Here is an 18,486-nt window from a genome sequence, read left to right as displayed (position 1 = left end):
TGCCCATCACCCCCGCTCCCCGCGCAAGAGCAACGTAGAACTTGTTATATACACGGCGTCCAATTAGACGGGCGCCGTCATTCCCGGGGAAGCCCGAGCTCCAGCTCGATCCAGTAGACGCCGGTCATGACGGGAGTGAAGTCGGCGACGACCTCCTGCGCGTAGTCGCCGCCGTCGCGGAGCTTCACCCCGAGCGGGCGGCCCTCGTAGTCGGCCGTGATCCGGTAGCGGCCGATGGGCACGTCCTCCAGGCCCGAGCCGTCCCCGTTCCGGGTGGCCGTCCGCACGATCCGGCTTCCCTCTGAGCCGTCGATCAGCGGACCTTCCGGGACGAGGGTGAGCCGCACCTTCTCGTCCTCCAGGAAGGCGCCCGCGTCGAGCTGGTCGTTCAGGTCGACGCGGAACAGCACCTTGCCCCCGTAGAAACCGAGGCCGTCGGGCTTCTCCCCCGAAAGCTTCCAGGTGAAGTTCCTGATCGCGCCGCTCGGCCCGGCGAACGGCGCGTCGTCGTCGGGCGCCAGGCTCAGGGTGTACTCCCGGCCGTTGTACCGCCTGGTCATCGTCGCCGACGCGTGGAAGGTCACCCCGATGTTCGTGGCGACGCGGTAGCGGCCGTCGCCGCCGGTGCGCACGACCTCGTTGCTGTCGTAGAGCACCTGGTTGTCGGCGACGATCTCGGCCCCCTCGATCGGGCGGCCCTGCGCGTCGACCACCCGTCCCTTCAGCACGCCGGGTTCGACCTCCCCGGGTTCGGCCTCCCCGGGATCCACGCCCCGCCCGGACCGCCCCTCGCTCACCGAGCCGCTCATCACGCCCTCCTCCAGGACCCCGCATCCGCTGAGGACCGTCATCAGCAGGACACCGAGCACCAGCCGTCTCTCCATGCCGACCGACGTTAAGATCGTGATCTTGCAATCGGCTTGGAAAACCGCGCGGCGGCGGCCGGGCTACCCGGTCGGCTGCCGCCCGAACTGCGGCGTCTCCAGGAACCGCACACCGCGGACGGATCCGCACACGCCGTCACTGCGGCGGGCGGCCTCGGCACGCTCCTCGCTCGGCCGGCCGTACGACGTGGTGCGCTGGCGCAGCGGGCGGCCGGTCGGCGCGACCATGGCCGCGATCTCGCTGATCGTCTTGTAGGACCCGTTCTCGGAGCCGGCCATCCGGCTGATCGTCTCCTCCATGAGCGTGCCGCCAAGGTCGTTCACGCCTCCGGCGAGCACGTCCCGGCACAGGTCGTCGCGCAGCTTGACCCAGGAGCACTGGATGTTGCGGATCGCGCCGTGCAGCATGATCCGCGCCAGCGCGTGGACGGCCCGGTTCTCCCGCGAGGTCGGCCCCGGCCGGGCGATCCCCGCAAGGTAGATCGGGGCGCTGTGGTGGACGAACGGCAGCAGCACGAACTCGCTGAACCCGCCCGTCTCCTCCTGGATCGACCGGATCAGCCGGATGTGGCGCACCCAGTGCTCGTGGGTGTCCACGTGGCCGTACATCATGGTCGAGGTCGTCGGGATGCCGACCCGATGGGCCGTGGTGACGACCTCGATCCACTCCCGGGCGGGCAGCTTGCCCTTGGTCAGCACCCACCGGACGTCGTCGTCGAGGATCTCGGCGGCCGTGCCGGGCAGCGAGTCGACCCCCGCCTCCCGCGCCGCGTGCAGCCACTCCTCGACCGACAGGTTCGCACGGCTGGCCCCGTTGACGACCTCCATCGGCGAGAACGCGTGCACGTGGATCTCGGGGCAGCGTTCCTTCACCGCGCGGGCGATGTCGAAGTAGGCCGTGCCGGGCAGGTCGGGATGGATGCCGCCCTGCATGCACACCTCGGTCGCCCCGGCCTCCCATCCCTCCTGCGCCCGGTCGGCCACCTCGCTCAGCGACAGGGTGTAGGCGTCGGCGTCGGTGCGCCGCTGGGCGAACGCGCAGAAGCGGCAGCCGGTGTAGCAGACGTTGGTGAAGTTGATGTTCCGGTTGACGACGTAGGTGACGTCGTCGCCCACCGCCTCGCGGCGCAGCCCGTCGGCGATCCGGCACAGCTCGTCCAGACCGGCGTCGTCGGCCCCCGCCCCCGACTGGTCCCCGGCGAGGTCGAGCAGCGTCAGCGCCTGCTCGTCGGTCAGCCGCGCCGGGTCCGCCTCGGCCTGCCGCAGCGCCTCCCGCACGTCCGCCCTGACCGACCCGTCCCGTCCGCCGCTGGGCAGGCGCTCGCGCAGGGCGTCCCAGTCGCCGTACACGCTGTCGAAGTCGTCGCGGCGGTCGCCCGTGCGGCCCTCGGTGTCGACGGCGGTGTGCAGGTCGGCCCGGCCGCCGGTGACGAGGCCGCCGTCGGGCTCCTGCCAGGGACGGCCGAGGAGCACCGCGTCCTCCCGCGCGAGCCCGGTGGCGGGGTCGGCGAGCGCCGCGACGTGCTCACGCAGCCGGGGGTCGAGCCACGGCTCCCCCGCGAGCACGTACTCGGGATAGATCGTGAGCCGCTCGCGCAGCGTGAACCCGGCGGCGGCGGTCCGCGTGGCGAGGTCGTCGATCTGCGGCCACGGCCGCTCGGGGTTGACGTGGTCGGGCGTGAGCGGGGAGACCCCGCCCCAGTCGTCGATGCCCGCCCGCAGCATCAGCGCGTACTCCTCGCCGATCAGGTTGGGCGGCGCCTGCACGCGGACCTTCGGGCCGAGCACGAGCCGTGTCACCGCGATCGTCGCGGCCAGTTCGCGCAGGTCGGCGTCGGGCATGCCGCGCATGGCCGTGTCCGGCTTGGCGCGGAAGTTCTGCACGATGACCTCCTGGACACCGCCGTACTCCCTGGCGACCCGGCGGATCGCGAAGATCGACTCGGCGCGCTCCTCGACCGTCTCGCCGATGCCGATCAACAGGCCCGTCGTGAACGGCACGCTGGAGCGGCCCGCGTCCTCCAGCACGCGCAGCCGTACCTCCGGGTCCTTGTCGGGAGAGCCGTAGTGGGCCTCGCCCTTCTCGGTGAACAGCCGCCGTGAGGTGGTCTCCAGCATCATGCCCATCGAGGGCGCGACGGGCTTGAGCCGCTGCAGGTCCTTCCAGGTCAGCACGCCGGGGTTGAGGTGCGGCAGCAGCCCCGTCTCCTCCAGCACCCGGATCGCCATCGCCCGGACGTACGACAACGTGTCGTCGTACCCGTGGGCGTCGAGCCACTCGCGCGCCTGGTGCCACCGGTCCTCGGGACGGTCGCCGAGCGTGAACAGCGCCTCCTTGCAGCCCATCGCGGCGCCCTGGCGGGCGATCTCCAGCACCTCGTCCGGGGACAGGAAGGCGCTCGGCAGTTTGTGCGGGGCGGTGGCGAACGTGCAGTAGCCGCATCTGTCCCGGCACAGCCGGGTCAGCGGGATGAACACCTTGCGGCTGTAGGTGATGACGCCGGGCCGTCCGGCGGCCTCCAGGCCCGCGTCCCTGACCCGCGAGGCGTGCGCGAGCAGCGCGTCGAGGTCGTCGCCGCGGGCGCGCAGCAGGATCGCCGCCTCGGCGAGGTCGAGCGTCTTGCCGTCCCGCGCCCGTGCGAGTGCCCGGCGGGTGCCGCTGTCGGAACTGACGTTCGGGGGTCGCTTCGCCGTCATACGCCGCACCCTATGGGGCGTGGGTCCGTCCGGCGCACTCAGCCCCCGGCGACCCGTGCGGGAGGAGTCATGGCCTGTGGCTGCCGGGAAGTTTGCGGCCGGAGGGTATGACGACGGGGCGAAATCAACGAACCGGCGGGAAATCGATGGCAGTAATCAGGGTGATTGGCGTGTTTTGTCTGGCCTCGGGGGTCCGGCCGCTGGCCGTCGCGACCCTCGTCGTCGGGATGTCGCTGTCGCCGGCTCAGGCGCTGGCCGTGCCGTACACCGGGCACGGAGACGGGTCCGGCAAGGGCCGTGCCAAGCAGGTCACGGACGGCCGCAACACGGCCAACGCCCCCACGATCACCAGTCCGGTCCGCCAGCTGTCCGGGGGCAGGCGCAACGTGAACGCCTCCGCGGGCAACAGCGGTCTCGCGGTCGCCGGCCTCCAGCAGGAGACGAGCGTCGCCGTCTTCACCAACACCCTCAGCGGCCAGTGCAGGAAGGGGCTCGACGACTGCGGGATCAACCAGGCCCTGCGGACGCGGGAGGGCGGCGGCCGGCGCGCGGGACGGGGTCAGAAGGCCCGGTAGTCGCGAGGGGCCATGCGCGGGCCGCGCGCCGGCGGCCTGACGCCGCTGAGCTCGATCAGCCTGACCACGCGATGGCGGTGCCCCCGGAACGGCTCTAGCAGTTCGAGCATGCCGCCGTCGTCGGCCTTGCGCCCGGTCAGCGCGTAGCCGACGATGCCCGGCAGGTGGAAGTCGCCGACACTCGGGGCGTCCGGGTCGCCGTGGGCCCGCTGGCGCACCTCGGCGGACGTCCACACGCCGATCCCCGGCAGCGCCCGCAGCAGACGGTCCGCCTCCGCCGACGCCTCCGCGGTGGTGGTAGTGGTGCGCTCCAGCTTCCCGGCGTGCCGGGCCGCGTTGACGATCGTCCTCGCCCGTACGGCCTCCGCGCCCGCCCGGTGCCAGTCCCACGACGGGATCGCCTGCCACACCTGCGGCGGCGGGATCACGTACATGCCCTCGGGTGCCGGGCCGGGGGCCGGCTCGCCGTAGCGGCGCATGAGGAACCGCCAGGCCCGCCACGCCTCCCTGCCGACCACCTTCTGCTCCAGCACGGCGGGCGCGAGTGCCTCGAACACCCGCAGTGAGCGGCCGATCCGCAGCCCGGCGGCGCGGCCGGCCAGGTCCGCGACGAACGCGGCGGCGCGGGCGTGCCGGGGATCGCCGGCGCGGGTCAGCCGCGCGAGCATCGCGGCGAAGCCGGTTACGTCGTCGTCGGCGCCCAGCAGCGACGGGAGCGTCTCCAGCAGCCAGCCGGCCCCCGGCCCCCACGCCTGCCCGCGGACCTCGCCGCCGCTCGCCGTCACGCGCAGCGTGCCCGGGCCTTCGGGGGTGCGCGACGTGCGCCAGATCGCCCCGTCCGGGGTGCGCCGCCAGGCCGGATCGCCTCCGCCGCGCCGGTGCGGGGACAGCGTCAGCACGACGTCGAGCGGCGCGGACGGCCGCCAGCACCGCTCGCGGAGGGCAGCCCCGGGCGCGGGTAACACAGGTGCTCGGCTCGCCTCCACCTGCCCAGTCTGCCGCACGGTCAGACGTCGCTGGAGAAGCGGACCGCGCACTCCGGCAAGGTGATCCCCGGCCAGACGCGCATGCCGGAGGTGAGCTCGTTGCCGGGGCCGATCAGCGCGCCGTCGCCGACCACGACCTGCCGCAGCACGGCACCGGACGCGACGCGGGCGCCCGCGCCGACGACCGAGTCGACGACGGTCGCGCCGGACGCGACGTGGCAGCCCTCGGACAGCACGCTTCCTCGTACGCTCGCCCCGGCCTCGACCGTGGCCCGGGCGCAGACGACCGTACCCCCGGTGACCTTGGCCTCGGGCGACACGACCGCCCCGTCCAGCAGGAGGCGCTCGCCCGCCGGGCCGGGCAGGGCGGGCGAGCCGAGCTTGCCCAGCACCAGGTCCGCCGAGCCCTGCACGAACGCCGCCGGCGTGCCCACGTCCAGCCAGTACGAGCTGTCGGCGAAGCCGAGCACCAGCGCACCGGCCGCGATCAACCCGGGGAAAGTTTCACGCTCCACGGAGACGACCTGGCCCTCGGGGATCGTGTCGATGACCGAGCGCCGGAACACGTAGCAGCCGGCGTTGATCCGGTTGGTCACGGGATTGGGCGTCTTCTCCAGGAAGGCGCTGACCCTGCCGTCGCCGTCGGTCGGCACGCAGCCGAACCTCGACGGGTCGTCCACCTCCGTGAGGTGGAGGGTCACCGCGGCGCCCCGTGCGACGTGCAGGTCCACCTGGGCGGCGATGTCGTGACCCGACAGGATGTCGCCGTTCAGCACGAGCACCGGCGCCTCGGACGGGCAGGTCAGAGCCCGCGCGGCGTTGCGGATCGCGCCACCGGTGCCGAGCGGGGTGTCCTCGGTCATGTAGACGATCTCCAGGCCGAAGCCCGAGCCGTCGCCGAAGGCCTCGGTGAACATCGACGCCCGATAGGACGTCGCGAAGACCACCCGGCGCACCCCGTACGCCCGCGCCTTCGCCAGCTGGTGCGCGAGGAAGGGCACCCCCGCCGTCGGAAGCAGCGGCTTGGGCGTGCTGAGCGTCAGCGGTCGCAGACGCGTGCCCTGGCCGCCCACCAGAAGGATCGCCTCGAGACCGTCGGGCGACCGCACAGAACTCTCCCTCACAGCCGCGAGGGTAGCCTAGTGCCGCCTCCGGCGGGGTTCGCCGCGAAAGGTGGCGCTCAATCCTCTACGGCTCGCTGGTACGCGACGAGGTGGGCCTCGGCCGAGTGCCGCCAGGTGAACTCGCCTGACCGCGTGACCCCTGCCGCGGCCAGCGACGCGCGCCGTGCCGGCGACTCCAGGAGGGCGCGCAGCGCCCGCGCGATGCTGTCGGCGTCGGGCTCGGTGTAGGCCACGGCGTCGCCGCCGACCTCCGGCAGCGAGGTGCGGTGGGTGGTCAGCACGGGCGCCCCGCAGGCCATCGCCTCCAGCACCGGCAGCCCGAACCCCTCGCACCGCGAGGGGGACGCGACCACGAGCGCCCCGCCGAGGAAGCCCGGCAGGTCGGCGAAGGGCAGGTAGCCGGGACGTACGACCTTCACCCGGGGCGGCAGCGCGGCGACGGCGGCGTCGACCTCCTCGTCCCAGGCCGGGCCGCCGGCCAGCACCAGCGCGGGCGGCGAGGACAGGTGCGCGACCGCCCGGCCGAAGCCGGTCACCAGGTTCGGCACGTTCTTGCGCGGCTCCAGCGCGCCCAGATAGGCGACGTACGGCCGGCCGTGCAGCCCGATGCGTCCGGCCACCCGGCGCACGTCCTCGGGCGCCGGGGGGTGGAACAGCGCGGGATCCACCCCGTGGTAGGCGACGTCGATCCGCGTGGGGTCGGCGTCCAGCACCCGGACCAGCTCGTCCATGGTGGCCTTCGACGGCACGATCACGCGGTTCGCGTGGCGTACGGCGGTGCGGGTGGCCGACCGGAAGAACGAGGCCCGCACGGGATCGTGCTGGTCGGGGTCGGTGAACGAGGTGACGTCGTGGACGGTGGCCACCGTGGGCAGGCCCGACCCCAGCGGGATCGAGTAGTAGGGGGCGTGGATCACCTGGGCGCCGGCGTGCCGGGCCAGGACCGGCAGCCCGGTCTGTTCCCAGGCCAGCCGCTTGTCCCGGTTGGTGATGGCGGGCGGTCCGGAGAGGATCCGCACCGAGGGGGCCAGCGCCGCGTACCGCTCGGCGTCCGCTCGCTGGCAGACCACCGCGACGTCGGCGCCCGCCTCATGCAGGGCCGCGACCAATCCATCGACATACCTGATCAGGGCGCCGCGGTCGGCGGGGACCGCGGCGGCGTCGACGAGCACCCGGGGTGTCAAATGAATCGCTCCCCTCCTTGGGCCCGCGCCGGCCGGGAGGATCGCTCCCCGCCCACGTGGTCCCGTTGTTCCGGCGGTGTTCCGGCAGGGGCCCGGGGGCCCACGCCGCGAACGGACGCCTTCCCCCGCTCCCCTCCTTGTCACTCTATTTCCGGAGTCCCCCGAAACGTGAGCGATATCACATGAGGGTCGTCTCTCAGGATGCCCATTCCGCGCCGAGTCCACGGATTCAGGCCCGGACTACGGGTTCCTTCCGCGTACGGACCGCACGGCGGGAGGCCAGACCGGCGGCGCCGGCGCACACCAGGTCGCCGACGGACACGATGAGCCGGGAGCACAGCGCGGCGGCGATCGCCGCGGGCCGGTCGAGCACCGGGGCGAGCGCGGCCACCATCGCGACCTCGCGCACGCCGGCGCCTGCCGGGGCGATCACGAACACGAACCCCAGGCACCAGGCGAGCGCGAACGCGCCGAAGCTGAGGATCACGGCCGAGGGCCCGCCCGCCCCGAGGCCGTGCACGATCAGCGCCAGGTGCACGCCGTACGCCGCCCAGCCCGCCAGCGCCCAGCCGCACGCGACGAGCACGCCGCGCCGGGTGAGGGGCCGTTCGAGCGGCGGGCGGCGCAGCTTGCGCAGCCCGAACGCGATGACGCCGTTGACCACCCGGGGATGCAGGGCGACGGCGACCACCGGCACGAGCAGCAGCAGCCAGGCATACCTCGCGACCGACTGCCCGGCGAGCACCGGCAGCGTGACGACGGCCACCAGCAGGCCGGTGCCGAGGTAGATCGGGTACGTCAGGAAGAAGGCGGCCGCGCTGCGCGGCCGGGGTATGCCGTGGTCGCGGCCCATCTCCATCTGCGCGAGCATCGGCCACACCGACCCGGGGATGTACTTGCCGAGCTGGCCCACGAAGAAGATCTTGGATGCGTCGGTGAACGCCAGCGGGGAGCCCAGGTCGGCCAGCAGCGCCCGCCACATGAGCATCCCCGCGACCAGCGCGCCGAGCACCGCCACCAGCGAGCCGGCGAGCTCCGCCCACGACAGCCGGGTGAACCCGTCGGCCACGGCGGTCCACTGGCTCGCCACCGCCCAGACGCCGAACCCCAGGGCCACGAGCAGGAACAGCGCGCGTACGAGTTTGCGGCGGCTCATCGGGACGTGCGGACCGGCTCGGGCGGCTGCGGGAGCGGCGCGCCGAGGGGACGGCGGGGCGTCTTGGTCGCGACCCACAGGTAGGTCGGGACGACCGGCAGCAGCGCCCGCAGGGCCGGGCGCGGGGTCCGCTCCAGCGTGGCCTTGGCGGCGCGGCCGACCGCGCCGGGGAACAGCTCGCCCCCGGCGAACCGCTCGGGCGCGGCCAGCACCGGGAACGTGTAGTCCCACACGTGGAAGTCCGCGAGCATCCGCCGCAGCCCCGGGCGGGTGCGGAAACGCTCGTAGTAGTGGTCGGCCCGGCCGAACCCCCGCACGTACCGGTCGGCCGCGGCGCGCGGCAGGTAGGACAGGAAGGGCAGCTTGTAGTGCGGCTCCATGACGCCGAGCCGGTTGCCCAGGCCCAGGTAGAGCACGCCGTCGTCGGACAGCACCCGGTGCATGTCGGCGATCACGGCGTCGGGGTCAACCACGTGCTCGTAGATGTGGTTGAAGACCAGCACGTCGATCGAGCCGTCCGGGAAGGGCAGGCGGGAGCCGTCGGCGCAGACGAACGCGACCCGCCCGCCGAAGCGGTCCGACGCCTTGCGCAGGCCCGGGACGTCGATGTCGAGCCCGAGCGTGTGGCGCGCGCCCGCGGCGGCCAGCTCGTCGGCGATGAATCCGGCCGAGCACCCGACGTCGCCGACGGTGAGCCCCGACAGCACCTCGCCGGGCTTGGCCGCGTCCCTGCCCAGGAAGTGCGCGAGCACGGCGATGATCTTCGCGGCCTTGCGCCGGCGCTTGTCCTCGTCGAGCATCGCGGCCTGGAACTCGGAGTATTCCAGCTGGGCCGCGCGTTCCCCGCTCACCGGTCGATCACCCTCGCGTCCTGCCTGTCGTCCACGGTGCCCAACAGTACCCGTGGCCGCCCCGCCCCCGCCTCGCGATCAGCCGACCCTGTGGACAACCCTCGCGGCGAACCTACCGATCAGTAGCTTCAGGCTTTACTCTGGGCGCGTGCCGCGCCTGCTGAACCGCCTGCGCTCCAGCCCGCTGCTGCGGGTGCTGCTCGCCTTGGTCGCGCTCGCCTTCCTGGCGTACGGCCTGGCCCGGAACTGGACGGACACCTCGGCCGCCCTGTCGCGGCTGTCGTGGTGGTCGCTCGGCGCCTCGTTCCTGGCCGTGCTCGCCGGGCTCGGGTTCATGCTGGTCGCCTGGCGCGACATCCTCGCCGGGCTCGGCTCGCCGCTGCCGCTGCGCGTGGCCGCGCGGGTGCTGTTCGTCGGCCAGCTCGGCAAGTACATCCCCGGCTCGGTCTGGGCGTTCGCCGCGATGATCGAGCTGGCCCGCGACCACGGCGCGCCGCCGCGCCGGACGTTCAGCGCCACCGCGCTCGGCCTGGTGACCTCCCTGGGCTGCGCGCTCGCGCTCGCCGCGGCCACGCTGTCGCAGCAGATCGCCAGACAGGCGTGGTGGCTGCTCGCGCTGGTCCCGCTCATCCTCGTCTGCCTCCACCCACGGGTGATGACCTGGGGGCTCAACCTCGCCCTGCGCGTCGTCCGCAGGGAGCCGCTCGACCGGGTGCTCAGCGGGACGGAGATGGCCAAGGCCGCCGCCTGGACGATGGCCGGCTGGCTGGTGTACGGCGTGCACCTGTGGGTCCTCGTCGGGGGCATGCGGCCCGCGGACCTGTCCCTGTACGCCGTCGCGGCCGGGGCGTACGCGCTGGCCTGGTCCACCGGCATCCTCACGGTCGTGGTGCCCGCCGGGATCGGCGTACGGGAGGGCGCGATGGTCGTGGCGCTCGCGCCGGTGCTCGACATGCCGAGGGCGCTGGCGATCGCGGTGGTGTCCCGCGTGATGTTCACCCTCGGCGACGTCGCCTGGGCCGGGCTCGGCTTCCTGCTCGCCCGCGGCCGCGCCGCCCCCGCCGGTCAGCTGTCCGACGCGGCCAGCAACGTGTCCAGGTAGACGGCCCAGTGCGGCTCGGGGTCGACGGGCGCGACGCCCGCCCGCAGCCGCTCGGGCGTCCCCGGCTCGTAGAACCGCTTGATCGCCTCCGCCAGCGCGCCGGCCGAGCCCGGCTCCACCAGCAGGCCGTCCACCCCGTCGCGTACGTTGTCGGGCAGCGCCCCGACCCGGGTGGCGATCACCGGCACGCCGTGCTCGTGACCGAGCCACACGTTCTGGCTGGCGGTCGCCGACCGGTAGGGCAGCACCAGGGCGTCGGCCGCGGCGAACAGTCCGGGCACGTCCTCGGCGGGCACGTACCCCGGCCGGATCTCGACCCGGCCGGCGAGACCCAGCCGCTCGATCAGGGCGCGGGTGTCCTCCAGGCCGCCCCAGAACTCGCCCGCCACGGTGAGCCGTACGTCCGGCACCTGCGCGAGCGCCTCCAGCAGCAGGTCGAGCCCCTTGTACGGCCGGACGATGCCGAAGAACAGCAGCCTGCCGTGCGCCGTGCGGCCCGCCGTCTCCCGCGCTCCGCGCGAGGGCAGGTGCGGCGCGAGGGCGGCCACCCGCACCGGCGCGGCGGTGAGCGCGCGGGCGAGGTCCGCCTGCTGCTCCGAGTGAGCGAGCACGCCGTCCACCCGGCGCAGCAACGCCTTCATCAGCGGCCTGTCGTACGGCTTGCTCTCGTGCGGCAGCACGTTGTGACACAGGGCGATGACCCGCGCCCGGCGGCGCAGGCCGGACAGGATGCCGAGATAGGCGGGCACCTGCACCGGGCTGAGCACGGTGAGCACGACGAGGTCGGCCCCCCGCAGCCGCCGCCCGCACGCCACCCAGCCGTCCGGCCGCCGCCAGTCGAGGTCGCGGCGGGTGCCGGGATACGGCTCGCCCTCGGGGCTGTCGATCGTCTGCTGCCCGGGATACAGGAACGACGGATACTGCGCCCGCCACGACTCGATGACGACGTCGTGCCCGGCCGCCCGCAGCCGGTGGGCCAGCTCGGTGGTGTGCTGCGCCCCGCCGCCCTTGTACGGATATGTCGGGCCGACGATCGCGATCCTCACACATCACCTCTCGAACGCACGATCAGGTCGGCGAGCAGCGCGAGCGAGCCGATGATCATTCCGGTCAGGAAGATCACGACGGTGTTGCTGGTGAAATAGAACTCGATCCCGTGGCTGATCACGTCGTACACACCCTTGACCAGGCCGAAACCGACCAGCCAGAGCGCGGGCGGCATGAGCACCTTGAGCGGGTTGAAGTACATGATCATCCGCAGCACCTGCAGGATGTAGCGGTAGGCGTCGGAGACGAAGCTGAACTTCGACTTCCCCGCCCGCTTCGCGTAGTCGATCGGCAGGTAGTAGACGTCGTGCTGGTTCGACATGAACGCCAGCGTGATCGTCGTGACGCAGGAGAAGCCGGGAGGCAGCAGCCGCAGGTACGGCCTGGCCACCGACCTGCGGAAGGCCCGCAGGCCGGAGTTGAGGTCGGGGATCTTCTGCCCGGCCAGCCGCTCGGCGATCTTTCGGATGAACCACTTCGCCGGCACCCGCAGGAACTTGTGCGAGCCCTCCTCGGTGGTCCGCGCGCCCACGACCTGGTCGATCGTCGGGTCCTTCTCCAGGATCTGCACCAGCTCGGGGATGCGCTCGTTGGGGTAGCTCATGTCGGCGTCGGTCCACACGACGATCTCGCCGCGGGCCTCCTGGCTGCCGATCCTGCGTACGGTGCCCGAGCCGCCGTTGCGGTGGAAGGCCCTGATCCGCATGTGCGGGAAGCGCGGCGCGGCCTCGTGGAGACGCGCGAGCGTCTCGTCGGTGGAGCAGTCGTCCACGGCCAGCAGTTCGTAGGTGTAGCCGCTCGCGTCCATGGCGGCGCAGATGCGCTCCACCTCGGCGATCACGTGATCCTGCTCGTTGTAACAGGGCAGGACGATCGTGACGTACGGGGTTTCTGCGGGAGTCACGGCGCTTCCAGAGGTCTCGGGCGTTGTCACGTCCGGCTAGGGTACTCTGCCCCGCCAAATCGCGGTCTCACTTCGAATCTCCTCACCCCGCCGCTACAGGGGGCGAACTTGCCGGACCACCTTCACGACGCCGGGCATGCCGGTGAGGGCCCGCTGCACCTGCGCGAGGTCCCACGAACCGGCGAACCTGATGTGGAAGGCCTCCGGCATCCGGTCCGCCTGGAACATGTCGGGCCGTTCCCACCACTGCCTGTGGCGCATGACCGCGGCGGCGTGCTCGGCGTCCTCGAAGTAGATCTCGGCTACTCCCGGTAGCCCACGGATGCGGTCGAACACGGCCCGCCGGTCCGCCACACCGCCCTCGCAGTCCTGCCGGCACAGCCGGACCGCCGCGTCGGCCTTGCCCCACCAGAAGTCGTCCCGGTAGGACTCGACGTGGAAGACGCCGGGCAGCCGCTGCACCTCGCCGAGGACCCGCCGCCAGTCCCCCGGCGCCAGGACACCGCCGTACACCGCACGCCTCACCAGGTATTCGTCGAGCATGTCCCCGACACGCCGATCCTGCCGGGCGATGGCGAGCGCCTGGGCCGGCGAGAGGCGCCGGTATCCGCGGGTCTCCGCGTGGCTCGTGAGCACGCGCTCGATCTCGCGCCGCTGGGCGGCCGTGGCCGCACCCGACGGGCAGTAGTCGTCCATGGTCGGCGATTCGTCGGACAACCGCCCGTCATAAGGGGACGGGGGCCCGCACAGGTGCACCAGGAAGGTGCCGGTACGCGGCCACGGCCCGTCCGGCGGAAGCGACGGCTCCCGGGAGGCCCGGTAGGCGAACACGCCACCGGCCGCCAGCGCCACGACGAGCACGGCCGCCGCCGCGACCAGGAGCGGCCCTCTCCGCGGGCCCCGGCTCTCGCCGATCGTGATCTCCTCGGCCTGGGCAGCCCCGGGAAGGGTCATGAGACCGACACCACCTCGGCGACGCCGGGCATCCGGCCGAAGACCTTCTCCATGTCCGCCCTCGCGGGCGGCCTGTCGAACGTGACGTAGAAGGTCTCGGTCAGGCCGCGCGGGTCGAGATCGCTCTCCTGCCCGTTCCAGAGAATCCGCCGGTAGTCCTCGATCGCGTGGTCGATGTCCTCGAAGTAGACGGCCTTCACCCCGTCGAGGTCCTTGACGCGACTCAGAACGGCCGCCTTCTCACGCTCAGAGGCGTGTGCACGCCCCCGGCACGGTTTGTAAGCCTCGCCCTCCCGGGGACAGAGCTTGATCCCGATGTCGGCGATGCCCTGCCAGGAAGTGTCTCCGAAGATGTAGGTGTTCGAGATTCCCCGCAGCGCCTCCAGGCGACGCTTGAGCGCGTTCCAGTCCCCCGGGCCCAGGGTGCCCCGATAGGACTCGGGCATGTCGTCGGCGCTGAGCACGCTGAGGAGCTTGGGGCCGCCCTCGCTCTCGTCGGCATGAGTCCGGAATTCCTCCCACGCCTGTTCCTTGGTCACGAAGGAGAGGTCCCGGATCTCCGGATACGTCTTGAGCTCGGCCTCGATCGCTCGTTTGTCGCCGGCCGTAGCCGTGCGGTGGTGGCAGTTCGGCCAGATTTCCACGCTGCTCCGGTCACAGAGGTAGGCCGAGAAAGACCCGGTCTGGGGCCGGGGGTCGCCGGGCGGGGGCAGCGGCCAGCGGGACTGCTCGTAGAACCGCCACCCGGCGATGCCGAGTGCCGCGAGCCCGCCGAGGACCACGACCGCCAGACCGGCGATGACCAGCGGCTTCCGGAAAGGACTCGCCCCGGATTCCGGCTCCCGCCGATCGCCACCGAAGGACAATTCCTCCATCGCAGGAGAATCCACACGCCGAACCCTAGAGCTAATCGGTTGGAACGGTCATCCAGACGTCGATGTTGAGCGACCAGGTGCCGTTGGGCGGGTCCACCAGCGAGCGTTCGTCCTGCCGGGTGTGCAGGCTCATCACCCGCGTCGCCGGGCCGTACGCCATGAGCTGCTCGGGCTCGGCGGCGAGCAGCACGGGCCGGCGGCCGGTCCGCCGGACGGCCTCGACCAGGCGCAGCACGTCGGCCCGGCGCGGCACGTCGGAGCGCGGGGGGTAGACCACGCGAGCCGTCGGCAGCCCGCACTGGCCGCGCAGGACCTGCGTCAGCCGGTCGCCCGTGACGCGCTCGGCGACGAGCACGGAGGCGTTCGCCGGGATCGCCCGGCACAGGCCCGCGACCGCGGCGGCCTCCCCCCGGTTGACGAGCGAGAACGCGGTGCCGATCGAGGTGATCGCGGGCGGGACCGCCAGCAGCAGCACCCCTGCCGCGACGGCCGCCCGCGAGCGGCCCGGACGGGCGGCGAACCAGCGCGTACGCGCGAGCCGCCGCGAAAGCCACCGCAGCCCCCAGACGGCGAGCAGCACCAGACCGGGGATGACGATCGGCACCAGCCTGCGGGAGGCGAAGGGGTGGTCGGGGGTGATCGCGGGACGCCAGAGCGTCGTTACCGTCGTCCACCCGATCACCGCCAGCGGCAGCAGCCAGTCGAACGCCTCTCCCTTCATCAGGCCGCCCCTGGTCAGGCGGCGCGCGAGCACGGCCGCCGCCACGGTCGCCAGCACGACGGCGGGGAGCCCGACGTACCAGAGGAGCCAGTCGAGGGAGTGCTCGTAGTACAGCCGGGACTTGTCGGGCACCAGACCGTTGGCGACCTGCGTCTTCTCGATGAAGTCGGCCGTGAGCATGTCCTCGGGCGTGACCGCGTCACGACGCACGGTCTGCACCCAGGGCCGTACGGCGAAGCCCGCCATGACCAGCACGACCAGGGCCGCGGCGGCGTTCGGCAGCCATCCCGCACCCGGGAGGCGGCGGGCGCGGGCGGCGATCCGGGGCGCGAGAGCCGCGCCGGCGACCGTGAGCGCCACGACGACGGCGCAGATCGCGAGCAGGGGCATGAGCGAGCCCGACAGGTACTCCAGATAGGGCCGGGCGAGGACGTAACCGCCGGTGAACCCCCACACACCGCCCACGAGCAGGCCGGTCAGCAGAGGCACGCCCAGCCGTCCCTCGGGGAAGGGCCTCGCGCGGGGTGTCCGCCGGAGCGCGACGAGCACCCCGGCGAAGGCGAGCACGGGCAGCACGTCGCGCAGGCCGTCGATGCGCACCAGCAGCGCCAGCCCGAACGACAGCCCCGCGAGCGCGGCGGACGGGAGGCCCGCGCCGGGCGGCTCGGCCCGGAGCCTGGCACGCGCGTCGAGCAGCAGGTTCATCCCGCCGAACAGCAGGATGAGCGAGGGGATCTCGCTGAACGTCGTCCGCGACGTGTAGAGGATCGGCAGGCTGACCGCGAACACGAGGGCGGCCAGGGGCGCCCAGCGCGCGCCCGCGAGCCGCGCGGCGGTCCCGGCGACGGTGAGCACCGCGAGCGCGCCCAGCACGGGCGGCACGAGCAGCAGGCCGGGGACGCCGCCCAGCCAGTGCCCGATCGCGTGGATCATCGGCGGCCCGGCCATGAACTGCGGGCCGATCCCGCCGTCGACCGCGTAGAACCCCATGCTGTCGAAGCGCAGTGCGGTGTCGGGGCCGCCGAAGTCCCCCACCGGGATCGGCAGCGACCCGTGCCGGGCGAGCCAGACGGCGTACTGCGCGTAGGTCGACGGGTCACGCCGGACGATCAGCTGCTCGCCGTGCAGGAGCCCGTTGAACACCCCCGATCCGAGCGCCACGGCGAGGGTGGCCGCCGTCGCCCGGCGGTGCGGCGTCGCGGCCTCGGGCAGGCGGCGCAGGCCGTACGCGCACAGCAGGAGGGCGGCGGCGCCGCCGAGCACCGCCATGGGCAGCGGCAGGAACCGCCCGAGCAGCAGCAGCGGAAGCCCGGCGATCAGCCACCCGCTCAGCGCGAGCGCGGGCACGACGGAGACGGCCGCGAGCAGCCTGCCCGCCGCCTTCCGCTGCGATGGCAGCCGTGTGCGGCCACGCGCGTGGCCTGACGTGTTCACCGGGATGCACCCGAGACTAGCGGCCCGCCCCGGAGCACCGCCTTCACCGTCGTGTCCCGCCCGCCCCGCGCGTCGCCGTTGTCCACAGGCGCGTCCCGGCCCCGCACAGGGGTCGCGGGGAGCCGGTAGCGTACGCCGGGAGGCAGGCAGGGGGGCGCATGAGGGTGTCGGACAGCCGGGGCTCGGCGCCCTGGCCGGAAGGGGAGGACGGGCGCCCCCACGAACGCCCCGGACCCGCCCGGCCCGGCGAGCCGCCCTCCGCGGGCCCGCCGACGCCGCTCGCGCACGGGCGGCCCATCGACAGGCGGCCCATCGGCGAACGGGCCATCGGCGGGCGGACCGGAGGCGGGCGGCTCAAGGGCTGGGTGCGTGGGCGTGTCGCGCCCCGCGACCCGTTGCACCCGGTGGCGTGGGCGCGTGAGGACCTCCCCCGATGGGCGCGCCGGCACCGGTGGTTTCTCGTGGTCCTCGGGCTGGGGGCGCTCCTGCGGCTGGTGACCGTGCTCGGCTACCGGCCCGCGCTGTGGTTCCCCGACTCCTACACCTACGTGGTGACCGCCATGCGGCCGAGGCCGGACCTCGTCCGCCCGGCGGGCTACTCGATGTTCCTGAGGCTGCTGGAGGCGTTCCACAGCTTCGCCCTGGTCGTGACCGTCCAGCACGTGCTGGGGCTGCTCGTCGGCGTGATGCTCTACGTGACCGTCCTGCGGCGTGGCGGTCCCCCGTGGGCGGCCGTCCTGGCCTGCGTCCCGGTGCTGCTCGACGCGTACCAGATCGAGCTGGAGCACCTGCTCGTCTCCGACTCGTTGTTCACCTTCCTGCTCGTGGGGGCGGTGTGCCTGGCGATGCGCCGCCCGCTGACGCCGCGCTCGGCCGCCGCGCTCGGCCTCGTGCTGGCCGCCGCCACGCTGACCAGGACCGTCGGGCTTCCGCTGGTCGCCGTCTTCGCGCTCTTCCTGCTCGCGTACGGCGTACGCCGTGCGAGCGGAACTAGCGGGGAGAGCGGGGCGAGCGGGGCGAGCGGCACAAGCGGGGCGGTGCGCCCGGGCAGGGCGGTGGCCAGGCTCACCGTGCCCTTCCTGGTGGCCGCGCTCCTGCCGGTCGCGGGCTACGCGGGGTGGTTCCACGCGACCTACGAGCGCGTCGGGCTGGTCGGCTCGAACGGTGTCTTCCTCTACGCGCGGACGATGTCGTTCGCCGACTGTTCGGTGATGAAGCCGTCGCCCGACCTCGCCGTGCTGTGCGACTCGCGGCCCCCCGCGTCCCGGCCGGCGTCCCAGGAGTACATCTGGAACGCGCAGTCCCCCCTGGTCCGGCTGCCCGGCATCACGTTCACCAAGGAGACCGACACCCTGGCCGGGAGGTTCGCCTCGCTCGCGATCCGCAGCCAGCCGTTCGGGTTCGTCCGCACAACGCTGACCGAGCTCGGCAGGTCGTTCACGCCCGGCCGGCCCGTCTACCCCGACGTCGAGACGTACGGGTACTACGAGTTCCCGGCGACCGTGCCGCCACCGCCCGGTCGGCACCCCGCCGTGGTGGGCAAGGAGTTCGCGCAGCGTTACGAGCGTGGGTCCCTCACGCTGCGCATCGCCGAGCCGTTCGCCGGCCTGATGCGGGCCTACCAGGACGTCGCATGGCTTCCGGGGACGGCGCTGCTGGTGATCCTCCTGGTCCCCCCGGCCGCCTGGGCCGTCCGTACCAGGTCCGCACGCCGGGCCCGGGCGAGGCGCACGACCCGGGCAGCGGGCGAATCCCGGGCAGCGTGGACTCGACGGGCGCCCGAGGACCGCGTCTCCTCGAACCGTGCTCGCTCGAACCGTGCCCCCTCGAAGTGGGGCATCGCCTGGGCGACGGCCTGGGCGCTGCTGCTCGTCCCGTCCGCCACGGCCCAGTTCGACTACCGCTACGTGCTGCCCGCGGTGCCGCTCGCCTGCCTGGCCGCCGCCCTGTCCGTGCGAGGGCCCGGCCGACGGGCACGAACCCCTTGACCTG

15 protein-coding genes are annotated in these 18,486 nt (G+C 73.2%); 3 read left to right on the top strand and 12 right to left on the bottom strand.

The features are described 5' to 3' along the window. Positions 1–77: 77 nt before the first annotated feature. Together HHX30_RS30955 and HHX30_RS30950 are read right to left on the bottom strand one after the other, a co-directional pair. Entirely contained in the window at positions 78–884 is an 807-nt protein-coding gene (locus HHX30_RS30955) for a carboxypeptidase-like regulatory domain-containing protein (protein WP_169986263.1), read from the bottom strand. 63 nt (positions 885–947) lie between these two features. Then, positions 948–3,581, bottom strand: coding sequence for a bifunctional FO biosynthesis protein CofGH (locus HHX30_RS30950; RefSeq protein ID WP_169986261.1), 2,634 nt, complete (start codon positions 3,579–3,581; stop codon positions 948–950). Positions 3,582–3,742: 161 nt separating this feature from the next. Between HHX30_RS30950 and HHX30_RS30945 the strand changes: the two genes are divergently transcribed. Beyond that, a complete protein-coding gene (locus HHX30_RS30945; RefSeq protein WP_211592786.1) occupies positions 3,743–4,156 on the top strand; it encodes a hypothetical protein in 414 nt (137 codons plus the stop codon). Here HHX30_RS30945 and HHX30_RS30940 read toward each other — a convergent pair. From HHX30_RS30940 to HHX30_RS30920, 5 genes are all read right to left on the bottom strand, one after another. Further along, a complete protein-coding gene (locus HHX30_RS30940; protein ID WP_311922942.1) occupies positions 4,141–5,142 on the bottom strand; it encodes a DNA-3-methyladenine glycosylase 2 family protein in 1,002 nt (333 codons plus the stop codon). The genes HHX30_RS30945 and HHX30_RS30940 overlap by 16 nt on opposite strands. A 20-nt stretch (positions 5,143–5,162) precedes the next feature. After that, positions 5,163–6,266: an NDP-sugar synthase gene (locus HHX30_RS30935; RefSeq protein WP_310741952.1), complete on the bottom strand. Its 1,104-nt coding sequence runs from the start codon at positions 6,264–6,266 to the stop codon at positions 5,163–5,165. A 56-nt stretch (positions 6,267–6,322) separates the two neighbouring features. Next, the gene (locus HHX30_RS30930) at positions 6,323–7,450 is read right to left on the bottom strand and encodes a glycosyltransferase family 1 protein (protein ID WP_169986257.1); all 1,128 of its coding nucleotides are present in this window, start codon (positions 7,448–7,450) and stop codon (positions 6,323–6,325) included. A 229-nt stretch (positions 7,451–7,679) separates the two neighbouring features. Continuing rightward, positions 7,680–8,606, bottom strand: a complete 927-nt coding sequence (locus HHX30_RS30925) for a lysylphosphatidylglycerol synthase transmembrane domain-containing protein (RefSeq protein ID WP_169986255.1) — start codon at positions 8,604–8,606, stop codon at positions 7,680–7,682. After that, entirely contained in the window at positions 8,603–9,457 is an 855-nt protein-coding gene (locus HHX30_RS30920) for a class I SAM-dependent methyltransferase (RefSeq protein WP_311922941.1), read from the bottom strand. The genes HHX30_RS30925 and HHX30_RS30920 overlap by 4 nt, the downstream gene beginning before the upstream one ends. 148 nt (positions 9,458–9,605) lie before the next feature. Here HHX30_RS30920 and HHX30_RS30915 point away from each other — a divergent pair, with 148 nt between their 5' ends. Continuing rightward, positions 9,606–10,559, top strand: coding sequence for a lysylphosphatidylglycerol synthase domain-containing protein (locus HHX30_RS30915; protein ID WP_311922940.1), 954 nt, complete (start codon positions 9,606–9,608; stop codon positions 10,557–10,559). Here HHX30_RS30915 and HHX30_RS30910 read toward each other — a convergent pair. From HHX30_RS30910 to HHX30_RS30890, 5 genes are all read right to left on the bottom strand, one after another. After that, positions 10,523–11,605 (bottom strand): glycosyltransferase family 4 protein, encoded by a 1,083-nt coding sequence (locus tag HHX30_RS30910; protein WP_169986254.1) that lies wholly within the window; start codon positions 11,603–11,605, stop codon positions 10,523–10,525. The genes HHX30_RS30915 and HHX30_RS30910 overlap by 37 nt on opposite strands. Next, positions 11,602–12,540, bottom strand: a complete 939-nt coding sequence (locus HHX30_RS30905) for a glycosyltransferase family 2 protein (RefSeq protein ID WP_169986252.1) — start codon at positions 12,538–12,540, stop codon at positions 11,602–11,604. Before HHX30_RS30905 ends, HHX30_RS30910 begins: the two co-directional genes overlap by 4 nt. A 63-nt stretch (positions 12,541–12,603) precedes the next feature. Further along, positions 12,604–13,464 carry a permease-like cell division protein FtsX gene (locus HHX30_RS30900; RefSeq protein ID WP_169986250.1) on the bottom strand — a complete coding sequence of 287 codons (861 nt, stop codon included), beginning with the start codon at positions 13,462–13,464 and terminating at the stop codon, positions 12,604–12,606. Next, on the bottom strand, positions 13,461–14,339 hold the full coding sequence (locus HHX30_RS30895; RefSeq protein ID WP_169986248.1) for a permease-like cell division protein FtsX: 879 nt from the start codon (positions 14,337–14,339) through the stop codon (positions 13,461–13,463). The genes HHX30_RS30900 and HHX30_RS30895 overlap by 4 nt, the downstream gene beginning before the upstream one ends. Positions 14,340–14,370: 31 nt before the next feature. Further along, positions 14,371–16,494 carry a hypothetical protein gene (locus tag HHX30_RS30890; RefSeq protein ID WP_311922939.1) on the bottom strand — a complete coding sequence of 708 codons (2,124 nt, stop codon included), beginning with the start codon at positions 16,492–16,494 and terminating at the stop codon, positions 14,371–14,373. A gap of 158 nt (positions 16,495–16,652) precedes the next feature. On the opposite strand from HHX30_RS30890, the gene HHX30_RS30885 reads away from it, so the two are divergent. Next, complete coding sequence (locus tag HHX30_RS30885) at positions 16,653–18,482, top strand: hypothetical protein (RefSeq protein WP_211592807.1); 1,830 nt, start codon at positions 16,653–16,655, stop codon at positions 18,480–18,482. Positions 18,483–18,486: the final 4 nt, after the last annotated feature.

It is taken from the genome of Microbispora sp. H10836 (assembly GCF_012999525.1).
Taxonomy (GTDB): domain Bacteria; phylum Actinomycetota; class Actinomycetes; order Streptosporangiales; family Streptosporangiaceae; genus Microbispora.
This window is presented reverse-complemented; position numbering and strand designations above follow the sequence as displayed.

What these genes read in the sequence shown, in the direction of transcription:
- HHX30_RS30955 (WP_169986263.1), bottom strand. Translation starts at nt 884, where the DNA reads ATGGAGAGACGGCTGGTGCTCGGTGTCCTGCTGATGACGGTCCTCAGC.
- HHX30_RS30950 (WP_169986261.1), bottom strand. Translation starts at nt 3,581, where the DNA reads ATGACGGCGAAGCGACCCCCGAACGTCAGTTCCGACAGCGGCACCCGC.
- HHX30_RS30925 (WP_169986255.1), bottom strand. Translation starts at nt 8,606, where the DNA reads ATGAGCCGCCGCAAACTCGTACGCGCGCTGTTCCTGCTCGTGGCCCTG.
- HHX30_RS30900 (WP_169986250.1), bottom strand. Translation starts at nt 13,464, where the DNA reads ATGACCCTTCCCGGGGCTGCCCAGGCCGAGGAGATCACGATCGGCGAG.
- HHX30_RS30895 (WP_169986248.1), bottom strand. Translation starts at nt 14,339, where the DNA reads ATGGAGGAATTGTCCTTCGGTGGCGATCGGCGGGAGCCGGAATCCGGG.
- HHX30_RS30885 (WP_211592807.1), top strand. Translation starts at nt 16,653, where the DNA reads ATGAGGGTGTCGGACAGCCGGGGCTCGGCGCCCTGGCCGGAAGGGGAG.